Source organism: Luteimonas sp. A482 (assembly GCF_054072655.1).
This window is the reverse complement of the sequence record NZ_JBSVRO010000001.1, coordinates 1027885-1042842: the sequence shown is the minus strand read 5'-3', so window position 1 is coordinate 1042842 and position 14958 is coordinate 1027885. Positions and strand designations below refer to the sequence as shown.

The window sequence follows — 14958 nt, the reverse complement described above, 5'->3', positions numbered from 1 at the left end:
GGGGTTGACGCTGCGCCGGCCGGGTGGACCCGGCTTACGGCGTGATGGCTTCCTGGAACGTGAGTTGCTGCTCGGTGTGCTGGGCGCGCTCGGCAATCCAGTCGATCACCTGCTCTTCCATCACGCGGTTCTGCAGTCCCGACATCAACTGGGGGTCGTTGCGGTACAAGTCAATGACCTGCTGCGGCTCCTCGTAGGTCGAGGCGATCAGGCGCAGGTGCTCGTTCAGCCGCTTGGGATCCAGGCGCAGCTGGTTGCGGCGGGCGACCTCACCCACCAGCAGACCGACCAGCACGCGCTTGCGCGCCGCGTCCGTGAAGCCCTGATGGGCGTCGTTCGGAACCGCACCCGGGTCACGGCCGCTGCGGCGCACCTGCTCGACCTGCTGGGCCAGCATCGAACGCGCCTCGGTCTCGACCAGCCGCGGCGGCAGTTCGACCTGCGAATACGCTGCCACCAGCTGCTCCCCGACCTCGCGGCGCAGGCGGTTCATCAGCGCGCCCTTGAGCTCGCGCTCCAGGTTGGTGCGGATATCGCCGCGGAACTGCTCGAGCCCGCCGGTCTTGACGCCGAAGCTCTTGATGAAGGTCGCATCGACCTCGGGCAGCTGCTGCTCCGAAACCTGCACGGCCTTCAGGTGCACCTGTGCGGTCTTTCCAGCCAGCGCGGGCACGCGCCAATCGGCCGGGAAGCTCACCTCGACCGTCTTCTCTTCGCCGGCGGCCATGCCCGCCAGTGCGTCCTCGATGTCCTTGAACATGCCGCCGGAGCCGATCACGGTCGTGCCGCGCTCGACGCCCTCGGCCGGGAAGCGCTCATCGCCCACCTGCGACCACGTCTCGAGCTCGACTGCGTCGCCGGCCTGTGCCGGGCGCGTCACCACGCTCCAGCTGCGGCGCTGCTGCTGGAGGTTATCGATCATGCGGTCGATGTCCTCCTCGGTCACGTCCGCGGCGTGGCGCACGACGCTCAGCTTCGACACGTCGATGTCGCCGAAGTCCGGCACCACCTCGAAGGTGGCCACGTATGCCAGCTCGCCCTCGGCGGTGTCCTGGCTGGGCTCGATCTTCGGCTGGCCGGCCAGGCGCAGTTCGTTCTCGCGCACGGCCTCGTCGAAGCCCTCGCGCAGCAGCCCGTCGAGGATCTCGGCGCGGACCTGCTCGCCGTAGCGCTGCTGGATCACCTTCGCGGGCACCTTGCCCGGACGGAAGCCCTTGAGCCTGGCGGTGCGCGCGATCTCGCGCAGGCGCCCACCCACTTGGGTCTCGAGCCGTTCCGACGGCAGGCGGAACGTGAGGCGGCGCTCGAGGCTGCCCAGGGTTTCGACCGAGACTTGCATTGACTCACTCCTGCCGCGCGGCCAGTGCCGCCGCTGTTTGGATCGGATGGGGGGCCGGGAGGCGCCGTGGCCTGCCGCAGCAGGCCGGCGACGGCCGGCGGAACGGGATATTTTGGCGGAATTGGGGGTTGGCCGCCAGAGTGTTGGTGAATCGTGGCGGCGGGGTGCGGCGGTGGGGAGAGATCCGGGCGGTCGGCGGCGGTTCTGGGCCGACTCTATTCAGCTTGGCGCACAGCGGTGGGTTTGGAGATTTCCGCCCTGCGTTCCGACGCGTGCGGGGACGAACATGTTGCGGGCACAGGACGGGAAGCGGGCTATTGCGAGGAGGCCTTTTTTGCGACTGCGGGTCCTGCCCTCGCCAGCGCTCGCGAGTCGACGTGGCGACGGACCGTTCTGAGGAGGGCTGGTGCGAAAGGGGGGACTCGAACCCCCACGCCTTGCGGCACTGGAACCTAAATCCAGGGCGTCTACCAATTCCGCCACTTTCGCGCTGGGCGCATCTTAAGGCCACGCGGCGCCAATCCGTCCGCGCCCGACAGCCAAATGCCCGGGCAATGCTTCATCTCCGCCCAGAAACGAAAACGCCCGGCCGAAGCCGGGCGATCCGTCGAATGGTGGGCCGTCAAGGATTCGAACCTTGGACCTATTGATTAAGAGTCAACTGCTCTACCAACTGAGCTAACGGCCCGGAAAGCGGGCGCGCAGTGTAGCAAAAGCGCGCCGTGTGCGGCAAAGAACTGCCGCAGTCAAACAAATGGGGTGGCTGAGGGGACTCGAACCCCCGACATCTGGAATCACAATCCAGGACTCTAACCAACTGAGCTACAGCCACCACTGGAACCTGCACAGGATACCCGAGCACGGCCCGGATTCCCCGTCGCGATGCGGACCAGGACACCGCGAACGCTGTCCTGGTCGCACAACGCATGTCTTCGATCGGCTTCCCCACCAGCACCCGACCCCTGCCCGGTGTGGCGCGCCCGGCAGGACTCGAACCTGCAACCACCGGCTTAGAAGGCCGGTGCTCTATCCGGTTGAGCTACGGGCGCGTGTGCGCATGATAGCTGTCCCGGACGGGACGGATGGTCGGGGTAGAGGGATTCGAACCCCCGACATCCTGCTCCCAAAGCAGGCGCGCTACCAGACTGCGCTATACCCCGGCCGGTGACGGGCGGTCGAACCGATCCCCACCGGGCACGCCCGGCGGAGCCGGACATTCTCCGCAGCGCGCCGCGTAGTGTCAACGCGCCGGCTGCGGCACGGCTTCGTACAGCGGCCGCCCATGCGGGCCGTGTATCCTGAACGCCGGCTCCATACAGCGGACAGGACCTCCATGCGCAGCGGCAACCCGGTACTGAAAGAATCGACCTTCCTCGACCTCGGCAGCGGCGCGGTGGTCTCGCGCGATGGCGATGCGATGAGCATCAACGGCACCGTCAACAAGACCGGTTTCCTGCTGCTGTTGACCGTGCTGACCGCCGCGTTCGCCTGGAACCAGGCGCTCGGGCCCGACGGCACGCCGGCGCCCAGCTTCGGCGTCTATGTCTGGGGCGGCGCGATCGGCGGGTTTGTGATCGCCATCGTCACCGCGTTCAAGAAGGAGTGGTCGCCGGTCACCGCGCCGCTGTATGCGCTGCTGGAGGGTTTCTTCCTCGGCGCGATCTCGGCGCTGTACAACCACTTGTACGAAGGCATCGTCATGCAGGCGGTGATGCTGACCTTCGGCACGCTGTTCGCCCTGCTGTTCGCCTACCGCAGCGGCCTGATCCGGGCCACCGAGAACTTCAAGCTGGGCGTGGTCGCGGCCACCGGCGGCATCGCCCTGGTCTACCTGGCGACGATCGCGCTGCGGATGTTCGGCAAGGACATCCCGATGATCCATGAGAACGGCATCGTCGGGATCGGCTTCAGCCTGTTCGTGATCGTGATCGCGGCCATGAACCTGGTGCTGGACTTCGACTTCATCGAGAGCGGCGTCGAGCAGGGCGCGCCCAAGTACATGGAGTGGTACGGCGCGTTTGGCCTGATAGTCACCCTGGTGTGGCTGTACATCGAGTTCCTGCGACTGCTGGCCAAGCTGCAGTCGCGCGACTGACACGGCAGCAGCGATCGAAACAGGCGCCTGCGGGCGCCTGTTTCGTGCCTGGCGCCTGCCTACGGGGTCGGTGGCGCGCTGTCCGCAGCCTGCGCGGGTGCGGAATCGGCACGCTGCGGCCAGGCCATGAACCCGATCGCCACCAGCGCCAGCAGCCAGCAGTACCAGACGCTGCCGGCCAGGGCGAATGGCGACACCGCCGCCAGCGATGCGGCCAGCAGCAGCTGGGCGCCATAGGGCAGCAGCCCCTGCGGCACGCAGGCGAAGATGTCGAGCACGCTGGCGGCGCGGCGCGGGCTGATGCCGTGCTGCTGCGCGATGTCGCGCGCGACGCTGCCGCCGACCAGGATCGCGACCGTGTTGTTGGCGGTGAACACGTCCGCCGTCGTCGCCAGCGCGGCGATGCTGAACTCGCCGGTGCGCCGGCCGCGATGGCCTCGCGCAAACCGCGAGATGACCTGGGCCAGCCAGGCCAGGCCGCCGCTCGCCTTCATCAGCCCGGCCAGTCCGCCGATCAGCAGCGACAGCAGCAGGATCTCGACCATGCCCTCGAACCCGGTCCAGATGTCGCCGGCGTATTGCTGCAGGTCGTAGCCCTCGACCAGCAGCAGGCCAAAGCCACCTGCCAGCGCAAGCCCCAGGCCCAGCACGAGCAACACGTCCAGCCCCGCCAACGCCAGCACCAGCACCACCAGGTAGGGCAGCGCCAGCCAGGCGGGCGCCGAGACCTCGGCCTGCACCGGCGCGGAGTCACCGGCAAAGCCCAGCAGCAGCATCGTCAGCAGCGCGGCCGGGAGCGCGATCTTGAAGTTCTCGCGGAACTTGTCGCGCATCTGCGCGCCCTGGGTGCGGGTGGCGGCGATGGTGGTGTCGGAAATCACCGACAGGTTGTCGCCGAACATCGCGCCGCCGACCACCGCGCCGGCCACCAGCACGCGGTCCAGCCCCGACGCATCGGCCACGCCGATCGCGATCGGAACGACCGCAGCAATGGTCCCCATCGAGGTGCCGATGGCCAGCGACACCGCGCAGGCGATCAGGAACAGCCCCGGCAGCAGCAGCGCCGGATGCAGCGCGCCGATGCCCAGCGACACCACCGCATCGACCGCGCCGATCGCCTTGGACACGTAGGCGAAGGCGCCGGCCAGCAGGAAGATCAGGCACATCAGCACGATGTTCGGGTCGCCCATGCCCTGCAGCAGGGTCTCTCCAGGGCGGATCCCGCGCCGCCATGCAATCCAGGCGGCCAGCGCCAGCGCCGGCAGGATCGCCACCGGCGCGCGCAGCTGGTAGAAGCCCATCGGCTCGCCCTGCATCGAGTAGTACACGCCCGCGCCGAAGAAGATGGCGACGAACAGCAGCAGCGGAGTCAGCGCAAGCGCACTGGGGCGGGTGGTCATCGTGGAGCGCCGGCGGAAAACGTCGATTGTGCGGCTTTTCCCCTAAGTCCGTTAAGCGTCGGCACCGCACACCATGTCAGGCAGCGCCTTGTATTCGGGGATTCGTGTTGTGCTTCTCTCGGCACGATCTGACGGATCACGTCGGGTACGGGCGCCGCAGCCACGAAATTCAAGCCTCGATGCCGCAGCGACCCGGGCAGAGGTGGCGCAAGCGGCACAGGGATGTGCCGCGGTCGCGAGTGCGGACAGGGACGTCTGCCCGAGCGGTGCGTCACCTCTGCCCGGGGCGCTGCGGCCCATCCGAAGCCGACGCTTCGAGGTTCCAGGACAAACGAAAACGGGACGCCGAGGCGTCCCGTTTTCCGTACCGCAGGCCGCCGCGATCAGATCCGCGTAGCGATCGCCTTGGCGAACGACATGGTGTTGCCGCTGCCGCCCAGGTCCGGGGTCAGGCTGTCCTTGGCCTCGAGCGTGGCCACCACGGCGTTGCGCAGGCGGGTGGCGTCATCCGGCTTGCCCAGATGGTCGAGCATCTGCCCCGCGCCCAACAGCAGCGCGCAGGGATTGGCCTTGCCCTGGCCGGCGATGTCCGGCGCGGTGCCGTGCACGGCCTCGAAGATCGCCGCGTCCTTGCCGATGTTCGCGCCCGGGCACAGGCCCAGGCCGCCGACCAGGCCGGCGCACAGGTCGGAGATGATGTCGCCGAACAGGTTGGTGGTGACGATGATGTCGAACTGCTCCGGCCGCATCACCAGCTGCATGCAGGTGTTGTCGACGATCATCTCGTTGCATTCAATCTGCGGGTACTGCGCCGCCACCTCGCGCGCCACCTTCAGGAACAGGCCCGACGTGCTCTTGAGGATGTTGGCCTTGTGCACCACGGTGATCTTCTTGCGGCCCGTGTTCTGCGCCAGCTCGAAGGCATAGCGGACGATGCGCTCGGAGCCCTTGCGGGTGATCTTCTGCATCAGGGTCGCCGTCTCGCCGTCCTCGGTGATCGACTGGCCTTCGCCGATGTAGGCGCCTTCGGTGTTCTCGCGCACCGTGATCACGTCCACGCCGCTGGGGAAGCGCGACTTGGTGTTCGGGAACGACTTGGCCGGACGCACGTTGGCGTACAGGTCGAAGCGCTTGCGCAGCTCGACGTTGATCGAGCTGAAGCCCTCGCCCACCGGCGTGGTCAGCGGGCTCTTGAGCGCGATCTTGTTGCGGCGGATCGAATCCATGGTCGCCTGCGGCAGCAACTCGCCGTGCTTCTCCAGCGCGACCAGGCCGGCGTCGGCCTCCTCGTAGCGCAGGCCGACGTCCATCGCGTCAAGCACGTGCAGGGTGGCGTCCATGATCTCCGGGCCGATGCCGTCGCCGCGGATGACCGTGATTGTCTGGGTCATGTGGGGGATATCCATGCGAAAGACGCCGCGCGGAAGGCGCGGCGTGGAAATTGGTTCAATATGAAATTATGCCCGAAAGCCGGGCTTAGCCCCAAGCCGACCATCGTCGCGCCCGCAGGCAGCGGGCGCTTTCAGGCCTGCGAATGATCGTGCGCGGCCGGTGCGTCAGCCCCGCCCTGCTCGAGCCTGTCGAGGAAATCCACCGCCCGGCGCAGGTGCGGGATGACGATGCTGCCGCCCACCACCAGGCCGACCGAAAACGTCTCGAACAGCTCTTCGCGGCTGGCACCCGCCTCGTGGCACTGGGCCACGTGGTAGCTGATGCAGTCGTCGCAGCGCAGGACCAGGGAGGCGACCAGACCCAGCAGTTCCTTGGTCTTCACGTCGAGCGCCCCGGCCTGGTAGGTCTGGGTGTCGAGCGCGAAAAAGCGCCGCACGACCTGATTGGGCTCGGCGAGGATGCGCTCGTTCATGCGTTTGCGGAATGCGGTGAACTCCTCGCCGCGGTCTGCTTCGCTCATGTGCCCTGCCTTGATTGTTTCGGAAAATCGCCGGGAGCCAGACGGCCGGGGCTCACCGCTCTCGCGGTTCGAACGGCCGCGTCCCACTGGGAAAGTCGCCTGGCCTCAGCCGCCGAGCAGCGGCTCGAGCTTGCCTTGGCGATGCAGCGCCATCATCTCGTCGTAGCCGCCCACGTGCACGTCGCCGACGAAGATCTGCGGCACCGAGGTGCGGCGCGTGCGCGCGACCATGCGTTCGCGCTCGACCGGATCCAGGTCGATGCGCACCTCGTCCCACTGCAGGCCACGGCTGCGCAGGAAGTTCTTGGCGGCCACGCAGTACCCACAGATCGCGCTGGTGTAGATGATGATCGGCGGCTGCGCGTGCGCTGGAGTGGGTTCATCGGCCATGAGGGAACCTTGTATCGCTGGAATGGGTCGAATGGTGGGTCCGCCCGCCATGTTTTTCCACCGCCGCAGGCGGAACGCTGCAAACGATTAACATCGGATTCACTCCCCCGCAGGGGCGCCCCGGCATGCTTGACGCGTGCGCAGCCGCCTCGACCCAGCCACCCCCGGAGCCACATGCGCCCTTGCCTCGCCCGCTTCTGCACGCTGCTGACCACCGCCCTGCTGGTACTGGTGGGCGCGGCCGGCGCGCATGCGCAGGAAAACCGCCTGCCGGACATCGGCTCGTCCGCCGGCAGCCTGCTCGGCCCGGTGCAGCAGGCCGAATATGGCCGGATGATGCTGGCCCAGCTGCGCCACTACGGCTACATCCTCGAGGATCCCCTGACCGAAGCCTGGCTGCAGTCCACCGGCAACCGGCTGGCCGCGGTCAGCGACGACCCGGAACAGCGCTTCACCTTCTTCATGATGAAGGACCGCAGCATCAATGCCTTCGCCACGCTGGGCGGTTATATCGGCATGAACGCGGGGCTGGTGCTGGCCGCCGAACAGGAGGACGAAGTGGCCGCAGTGCTCGGCCACGAGATCGCCCACGTCACCCAGGCGCATGTATTGCGGAGCGTGGAGCGCGCCCAGCGCGACAGCATTCCGATCCTGCTGGCGATGCTGGGCGCGATCGCGATCGCGCAGTCGGCCGGCGGCAACTCCTCGGACGACGCGGCGATGGCGGCGATCGCCAGCGCGCAGGGCTTCGCCGCGCAGCGCCAGATCAACTACACCCGCTCCAACGAGTCCGAGGCCGACCGCATCGGCATCCGCACCCTCGCCCGCGGTGGTTACGAGCCCGAGGCGATGGCCAGCATGTTCGAGCGCATGCAGGCGGTGTCGCGCACCAACCAGGGCGGCGAGCGCGAGCGGCTGCCCGACTACCTCAAGACCCACCCGGTCACCACCACCCGCATCAGCGAGGCCAAGGATCGCGCCGAGCGGCTGGCCGGCAACATCGTGACCGGGTCGGTCTCGACGCCAGATGCCACGCGCACGCAGCGCGTGCGGATCGACGGCGTGAGCGTGCCCGACAGCCTGCGCGTCAGCGACAACCCGCTGCTGCCCTCGACCCTTAGCATGGCCGTTGGCCTGGACGCCGGCGAGAGCCGTGAATTCGGCTGGGCGCGCGAGCGCCTGCGCGTGCTCAGCGCCAACACCGCCGAGGCCGCGGTGCGCGAATACGACGGCATCGCGCGCGCCGCTCCGCTCGACGACGCGCAGCGCTATGGGTTGTCTGTCGCACACCTGCGCGCCGGGCGCGGCGACCAGGCCGCGACCGGCTTCGCCGAACTGCTGGAGCGCTATCCAGGCGACCTGTGGATCACGCTCGGCCTGGCCGAGGCCGACGCCCATGCCGGTCGCGCCGCGGCCGCCGACCGCCGCTTCGAGACGCTGCTCGAACGCATGCCGCGCAACCCGGCGGTGGCGCTGTCCTACGCCGACGTGCTGGTGGCGCGCAACACGGCCGAGGCGGGGCGTCGCGCGCAAGCGGTGCTGCGGCCGCTGACCAACTCCAGCGGCGACGACCCGGCCTTCCAGCGCACCTTCGCCCGCGCCAGCGAGATCGCCGGCGACCCGGTCCGCGCGGGTGAAGCATGGGCCGAAGCTGCCTTCCTCAGCGGTCGCGAGGAGCAGGCCCTGGTCCAGCTGGACACGCTCAAGAAGCGCGAGGACCTGGACTACTACGCGCGGGCGCGGATCGACGCGCGCATTGCCCACATCACGCCGGTGGTGCTCGAACTGCGCCGCCAGGGCATCCGCGATCCGGACCTCAACAACCGCCGCCGCTGAACCGCGGGCGAGCCGGTGTCATGGTTATGTCACAAAACTGTCGTCTAATGCCTGCATCGGCCGTTGTGGCTCGCTTGCAGGACTGGACGTGCAGAAACGCATCCTGATCGTCGACGATGAACCCGCGATCCGCGAGATGGTCGCCTTTGCCCTGCGCAAGGGCGATTTCGAACCGGCCCATGCCGGCGACGCGCGCGAGGCGCAGGCGGCCATTGCCGACAAGGTGCCCGACCTGATCCTGCTCGACTGGATGCTGCCCGGCACCAGCGGCCTGGAGCTGGCGCGGCGCTGGCGCAAGGACACGCTGACCCGCGAGGTGCCGATCATCATGCTCACCGCGCGCGGCGAGGAGAACGACCGTGTCGGCGGGCTTGAGGCCGGCGTCGACGACTACGTGGTCAAGCCGTTCTCGGCGCGCGAACTGCTGGCGCGGATCCGTGCGGTGATGCGCCGCTCCCGCGACGACGACGAGGACGGCAGCGTCAGCATCGGCGGCCTGCGCATCGACGGCGCCGCGCACCGCGTGTACGCCAATGATGCGCCGGTGAGCATCGGCCCGACCGAATACCGCCTGCTGCACTTCTTCATGACCCATCCCGAGCGCGTCTACGGCCGCTCGCAGTTGCTGGACCACGTCTGGGGCGGCAGCGTCTACGTCGAGGAACGCACGGTCGATGTGCACATCCGGCGACTGCGCAAGACGCTGGAACCCTCTGGACTCGACGGCATGGTGCAGACCGTGCGCGGCGCGGGGTACCGGTTCTCGGCGTCGGTATAAGCACTCGCGCCCAGCCCGCGCGCAGCGGGTGATCCAGCCGGGCCCACCCGGCGTGCCGGCGGGCTGATCCCCCGGCTACGCTGGGGATGACAGACTTCCAGCCCCACCATTCCCGACGGCCGCCTTCCCCCATGCCCCCCAACGCCCGTTCCGCGTGGATCCGCACACTTGGCCAGCTTGGCCTGGTGCTGGTGGCTGCGCTGCTGGCGGGGTTGGCGCTTGGACAGGTCGGCCTGGCGCTGGCGATCGCGGCGCTGGGCGTGGTGGCCTGGCATTACTGGCGGCTGCGGCGGCTGCTGGTCCGGCTCGGGTCGCGGCAGCGCCAGCCCGAAGCCCGCGGCGAAGGGGTCTGGAACGAACTCGAGCGCCAGTTGCGCGCGAACCAGGAGGGCATGCGCGCGCGCAAGCGTCGCCTGGTCGCGATGTTGCGCGCCTACCGCGCGATCGCCGCGGCGCTGCCCGATGCGGTGATCGTGGTCGAGCGCAACAGCCAGCGCGTGCAGTGGTTCAACGAAGCGGCCACGCGCCTGCTCGGGCTGCGCCATCCGGTCGACATCGGCCAGCCGCTGGGCGAACGCCTGGGACCGCTGCGGATCTCGCACTGGCTCGCGTCCGGGCGCAATGCCGAGCCGCTGCTCGACGTGCCCTCGCCCGCTGCGTCCGATACCCGCCTGACCCTGCGACTGATCCCCTATTCGGACGAGCTGTGGCTGGTGATTGCGCGCGACGTGACCAAGATGATGCGGCTGGAGCAGATGCGCCGCGACTTCGTGGCCAACGTCTCGCACGAGTTGCGCACGCCGCTGACCGTGGTGCACGGCTACCTGGACATGCTCGACCCGGAGGAGCATCCGGACTGGGCGCCGATGCTTGACGAAATGCGGCAGCAGTCGCAGCGCATGACCCAGCTGGTGGAAGACCTGCTCACCCTGTCCCGGCTCGAAGCCCAGGACGGCATCGAGAGCGAACCGGTAGCGATGGGCTCGATGCTCTCCACGCTGCGCCGCGAGGCCATGGCCCTCAGCCACGGACAGCACCAGGTGAGCATCGACGACAGCGCGGGGGTCGACCTGGACGGTTCCACCCGCGAGCTGCACAGCGCGTTCTCCAACCTGGTGAGCAATGCCGTGCGCTATACCCCGGCGGGCGGGACCATCGCCATCGGTTTCGAGCGCGACCGCGGCGGCGCGGTGCTGTCGGTGCGCGACAGCGGCTACGGAATCCCGGCCGCGCATCTGCCGCGCCTGACCGAGCGCTTCTACCGGGTGTCGACCAGCCGATCGCGCGAATCCGGCGGCACCGGCCTGGGCCTGGCCATCGTCAAGCACATACTGAACCTGCACCAGGCACGGCTGGAGATCACCAGCGAGGTCGGGCGCGGCAGCGTGTTTTCCTGTCACTTCGGCCCCGAGCGCGTGCTGGCGCGCGACGGCGCCCATTCCGGAGTAGCCCCGTGACCCGATCAGGCCAGGCGGCCCAGCCGCGCAAGCCACGCAAAAGTCCTTCCAAGCCGGTCGCGTCTCCTCCAGGCGAGCTGGCCGGAGCCGATCCACTGCGCGATCCTTCGCTGTACTTCAACCGCGAGCTGTCGCAGCTGGATTTCAATTTCCGGGTGCTGGCGCAGGCCCTGGACGAATCGGTTCCTTTGCTGGAGCGGTTGCGCTACCTGTGCATTTCCTGCACCAACCTCGACGAGTTCTTCGAGATCCGCGCTGCCACCGTGCGCCATGCGCAGGACTTCGGCACGGTGCCCACGCCCCCCGACGGCCTGGCACCTGCGACGGTGCTCAAGCGCATCCACGATCGCGCGGCCGAGTTGGTCGATGCGCAGTACAGGTGCTGGAACGAGGTGCTGCGTCCGGCGCTCGCCGACAGCGGCGTGCGCGTGCTCGGGCGCGGACACTGGAGTGCACGCCAGACCCGCTGGCTGCGCGCCTACTTCCGCGACGAGATCATGCCGGTGCTGTCGCCGCTGGGGCTGGATCCGGCGCATCCGTTCCCGAAGATCCTCAACAAGTCGCTCAACCTGGTGGTCGTGCTCAAGGGCAAGGACGCGTACGGCCGTGTCGGCAACCTCGCCATCGTGCGCGCGCCGCGCTCGCTGCCGCGGATCATCCAGCTGCCCGAGAAGGTCTCCGGCGAGAACGACTTCGTGTTCCTGTCGGCGGTGCTGTCGGAGTTCGTGCACGAGCTGTTCCCGGGCATGGAGGTCAAGGGCGCCTACCAGTTCCGCGTCACCCGCAACTCGGAGCTGATTGTCGACGAGGACGAGGTCGATGACCTGGCCCTGGCGCTGCGCGACGAACTGGTGGGTCGCGGCTACCTGCGCGCGATGCGACTGGAGATCGCGGCCAACTGCCCGCAGCCGATCGTGCGCACCCTGCTGCGGAACTTCGATCTTCCCGAGAACGCGGTGTACCGGATCGACGGGCCGGTCAACCTCAACCGCGTGATCCAGGTGTACGACCTGGTGCAGCGCCCCGACCTGAAGTTCACGCCGTTCCAGCCGCGCGCACTTCGGCACAGCGACGCGATATTCGACCTGGTCGCCGGCGGCGACGTACTGCTGCACCATCCCTTCGACGCCTTCTCTCCTGTGCTGGAGCTGATCAAGCAGGCGGCCGAAGACCCGAACGTGCTGGCGATCAAGCAGACGCTGTACCGCACAGGCGCCGACTCGCCCATCGTCGAGCACTTGGTCCAGGCCGCACGCAACGGCAAGGACGTCACCGTGGTGGTCGAGTTGCGCGCGCGCTTCGACGAAGAGGCCAACCTCGGCCTGGCGGATCGACTGCAGGAGGCAGGCGTGCAGGTGGTGTACGGCGTGGTCGGCTTCAAGACCCACGCCAAGATGCTGCTGGTCGTGCGTCGCGAAGGCCGCAAACTGCGCCGCTACATGCACCTGGGGACCGGCAACTACCACTCGGGCACGGCGCGCGTGTACACCGACATCGGGCTGATCACCGCCGATGCCGACATCGGCAATGACGTGCACCAGATCTTCCAGCAGCTGTCGGGACTGGCGCCTGCGATCAGCCTCAAACGCATGCTGCAATCGCCGTTCACCCTGCACCCGGGGATACTCGACCGCATCGAGCGCGAGATCGCGCATGCGCAGGCGGGACGTCCGGGCCGGATCATCGCCAAGATGAATGCGCTCAACGAACCGCAGGTGATGCGCGCGCTGTACGCCGCATCGCAGGCGGGCGTGTCGATCGACCTGATCGTGCGCAGTGCCTGTTCCCTGCGCCCCGGCGTGCCGGGGGTGTCCGAGAACATCCGCGTGCGCTCGATCGTGGGGCGCTTCCTCGAGCACCATCGCGTGTACTGGTTCGGAAACGACGGCGAGCCGGACCTGCTGTGCTCCAGCGCCGATTGGCTGGAGCGCAACCTGCTGCGACGCGTGGAGACCTGCTTCCCGATCCTCGATCCGGCGCTCGCCGCGCGGGTCAAGGAGGAGGTTCTCGACAACTACCTGGCCGACAACCTCAACGCATGGGAATTGCACGAGGACGGCGTTTACCGCAAGCTTGCGCCCGACGACGACGCCCTGCCCCACTCGGCGCAGACTTTCCTGCTGGACAGACTCTGCGGATGATGGATGCGCTTGCCCGTGCCGGTTCATTGACATCGCCATTGCGCGATGGCGACGTGCTGGCCGCGATCGACCTGGGCTCCAACAGCTTCCACATGGTCGTCGCGACGTTCACGCTGGGCCAGCTGCGCATCGTCGACCGTCTTCGCGAAACCGTGCGCCTGGCCGAAGGCCTGGACGGCAAGGGCGGGCTGTCGGCCGAGGTGCGCCAACGCGCGCTTGCCTGCCTGGCGCGGTTCGGGCAGCGCATCCGCGACATCCCGCCGCAGCGGGTGCGCGCGCTGGCGACCAACACCGTGCGCCTGCTCGCGTCGCCGCAATCGTTCCTGGTGCCAGCGGAAACGGCGCTGGGCCACAGTATCGAAGTCATCTCCGGTCGCGAGGAGGCCCGCCTGATCTACCTGGGCGTCGCGCACGCACAGCGGCCCCGGCCCGGCAGCCTGCGCCTGGTGATCGACATCGGCGGCGGCTCGACCGAGTGCATCATCGGCCGCGGATTCCAGGCCGTCGAACGCGAGAGCCTCCAGGTCGGCTGCATCGCCACCACACGCCGCTTCTTCGGCAACGGCAAGCTGTCGAAGAACAGGTGGCGCGAGGCGGTGATCGAGGTCGGCTCGGAGTTCCAGCAGTTCGCCAATGCCTACCGCGCGCTGGGCTGGAACGAGGCGATCGGCGCATCGGGCACCAACAAGGCGATCGGCGACATCTGCGCGGCGATGAAGCTCACCAAGGGCGCGGTCACCGCCGAAGCGCTGCCGCAGGTGCGCGACCGTCTGCTGCAGGCCGACCATATCGACCGGATCAAGCTGCCCGGCCTGTCCGCGGACCGGCGCCCGATCATCACCGGCGGGATCCTGGTGCTGGAGGCCGCTTTCGCGGCCCTTGGCCTGACGCGCATGGCGGTGAGCAAGGCGGCGATGCGCGAGGGCGTGCTGTACGACATGCTCGGCCGCGGCAGCGAACACGATCCGCGCGAGGCATCGATCCTCGCCCTGACCCACCGCTACGGCATCGACGTGGCCCAGGCCGCGCGCGTGGAAACCACAGCGATCCGCCTGTTCGAACAGGCTGCGCCCGCCTGGAATCTCGATCCCGACGACCTGCTGATGCTGGCCTGGGCGGCGCGACTGCACGAGGTGGGCCTGGTCATCGCGCACAGCCAGTACCAGGTGCACGGCGCCTACATGATCGAACACTCCGACATCGCCGGCTTCTCGCGCCAGGAGCAGCAGTTCCTCGCCGCGCTCGTGCGCACGCACCGGCGCCGCGTTCCGAAATCCGCCTTTGACCCGCTGCCCGACCGCCTGCTCGACGCCGCGCGCCGCACTGCGGCCCTGCTGCGCATCGCCGCGCTGCTGCACCGCGGCCGCGACGCAGACGAGATCCCGCGGCTGGACCTGGACGTGGCGGGAGCGCATCTCACGCTGCGCATGGACCGCCGCTGGCTGGAGATGCGCCCGCTCCTGCGCGCCGACCTGGAGGGTGAGCCGGCGGACATCGCGCCGCTGGGGATCGAGCTCGAGATCGCGGCGGAATAGCCCGCTGCTCCCGATCCCGCGAGGCGGTATCCGTCACGCGTCCCCTTGCCCCGCCGGCACCGTCACCGCACGGTC

The 14958-nt window shown here is 68.5% G+C and carries 11 protein-coding genes and 5 tRNA genes; 6 read left to right on the top strand and 10 right to left on the bottom strand.

Annotated features, from left to right (window positions below; genetic code table 11):
- Positions 1 to 34 precede the first annotated feature (34 nt).
- The 6 genes from tig to ACW5DW_RS04665 form a co-directional block, all read right to left on the bottom strand.
- Entirely contained in the window at positions 35 to 1339 is a 1305-nt protein-coding gene (tig, locus tag ACW5DW_RS04690; protein ID WP_457017596.1) for a trigger factor, read from the bottom strand.
- 404 nt (positions 1340 to 1743) lie between these two features.
- Positions 1744 to 1828: transfer RNA gene (locus tag ACW5DW_RS04685), tRNA-Leu, on the bottom strand.
- Between the two features lie 123 nt (positions 1829 to 1951).
- Positions 1952 to 2027: transfer RNA gene (locus ACW5DW_RS04680), tRNA-Lys, on the bottom strand.
- Positions 2028 to 2094: 67 nt separating this feature from the next.
- A tRNA-His gene (locus tag ACW5DW_RS04675) sits at positions 2095 to 2171 on the bottom strand.
- Between the two features lie 140 nt (positions 2172 to 2311).
- Positions 2312 to 2388, bottom strand: a tRNA-Arg gene (locus ACW5DW_RS04670).
- A 34-nt stretch (positions 2389 to 2422) separates the two neighbouring features.
- Positions 2423 to 2499 (bottom strand) — tRNA-Pro (locus tag ACW5DW_RS04665).
- A 173-nt stretch (positions 2500 to 2672) separates the two neighbouring features.
- On the opposite strand from ACW5DW_RS04665, the gene ACW5DW_RS04660 reads away from it, so the two are divergent.
- Complete coding sequence (locus ACW5DW_RS04660; protein ID WP_457017595.1) at positions 2673 to 3434, top strand: Bax inhibitor-1/YccA family protein; 762 nt, start codon at positions 2673 to 2675, stop codon at positions 3432 to 3434.
- Between the two features lie 59 nt (positions 3435 to 3493).
- Here the strand turns inward: ACW5DW_RS04660 and ACW5DW_RS04655 are convergent, their stop codons facing one another.
- The 4 genes from ACW5DW_RS04655 to grxC all read right to left on the bottom strand — a co-directional run bounded on the left by ACW5DW_RS04655 (position 3494) and on the right by grxC (position 7136).
- Positions 3494 to 4834 (bottom strand): Na+/H+ antiporter NhaC family protein, encoded by a 1341-nt coding sequence (locus ACW5DW_RS04655; protein ID WP_457017594.1) that lies wholly within the window; start codon positions 4832 to 4834, stop codon positions 3494 to 3496.
- A 383-nt stretch (positions 4835 to 5217) separates the two neighbouring features.
- Positions 5218 to 6225 (bottom strand): isocitrate dehydrogenase, encoded by a 1008-nt coding sequence (locus ACW5DW_RS04650; protein WP_457017593.1) that lies wholly within the window; start codon positions 6223 to 6225, stop codon positions 5218 to 5220.
- A gap of 131 nt (positions 6226 to 6356) precedes the next feature.
- Positions 6357 to 6746 (bottom strand): carboxymuconolactone decarboxylase family protein, encoded by a 390-nt coding sequence (locus ACW5DW_RS04645; protein ID WP_457017592.1) that lies wholly within the window; start codon positions 6744 to 6746, stop codon positions 6357 to 6359.
- A gap of 105 nt (positions 6747 to 6851) precedes the next feature.
- Entirely contained in the window at positions 6852 to 7136 is a 285-nt protein-coding gene (gene grxC / locus ACW5DW_RS04640) for a glutaredoxin 3 (protein ID WP_457017591.1), read from the bottom strand.
- A gap of 174 nt (positions 7137 to 7310) precedes the next feature.
- Between grxC and ACW5DW_RS04635 the strand changes: the two genes are divergently transcribed.
- From ACW5DW_RS04635 to ppx, 5 genes are all read left to right on the top strand, one after another.
- The gene (locus tag ACW5DW_RS04635; RefSeq protein ID WP_457017590.1) at positions 7311 to 8972 is read left to right on the top strand and encodes a M48 family metalloprotease; all 1662 of its coding nucleotides are present in this window, start codon (positions 7311 to 7313) and stop codon (positions 8970 to 8972) included.
- A gap of 88 nt (positions 8973 to 9060) precedes the next feature.
- Entirely contained in the window at positions 9061 to 9750 is a 690-nt protein-coding gene (gene phoB, locus ACW5DW_RS04630) for a phosphate regulon transcriptional regulator PhoB (RefSeq protein WP_457017589.1), read from the top strand.
- A 131-nt stretch (positions 9751 to 9881) separates the two neighbouring features.
- A complete protein-coding gene (phoR, locus tag ACW5DW_RS04625; RefSeq protein ID WP_457017588.1) occupies positions 9882 to 11207 on the top strand; it encodes a phosphate regulon sensor histidine kinase PhoR in 1326 nt (441 codons plus the stop codon).
- 77 nt (positions 11208 to 11284) lie between these two features.
- Positions 11285 to 13348, top strand: coding sequence for a polyphosphate kinase 1 (gene ppk1 / locus ACW5DW_RS04620; RefSeq protein ID WP_457018406.1), 2064 nt, complete (start codon positions 11285 to 11287; stop codon positions 13346 to 13348).
- On the top strand, positions 13348 to 14883 hold the full coding sequence (gene ppx / locus ACW5DW_RS04615; RefSeq protein ID WP_457017587.1) for an exopolyphosphatase: 1536 nt from the start codon (positions 13348 to 13350) through the stop codon (positions 14881 to 14883). Before ppk1 ends, ppx begins: the two co-directional genes overlap by 1 nt.
- Positions 14884 to 14958 lie beyond the last annotated feature (75 nt).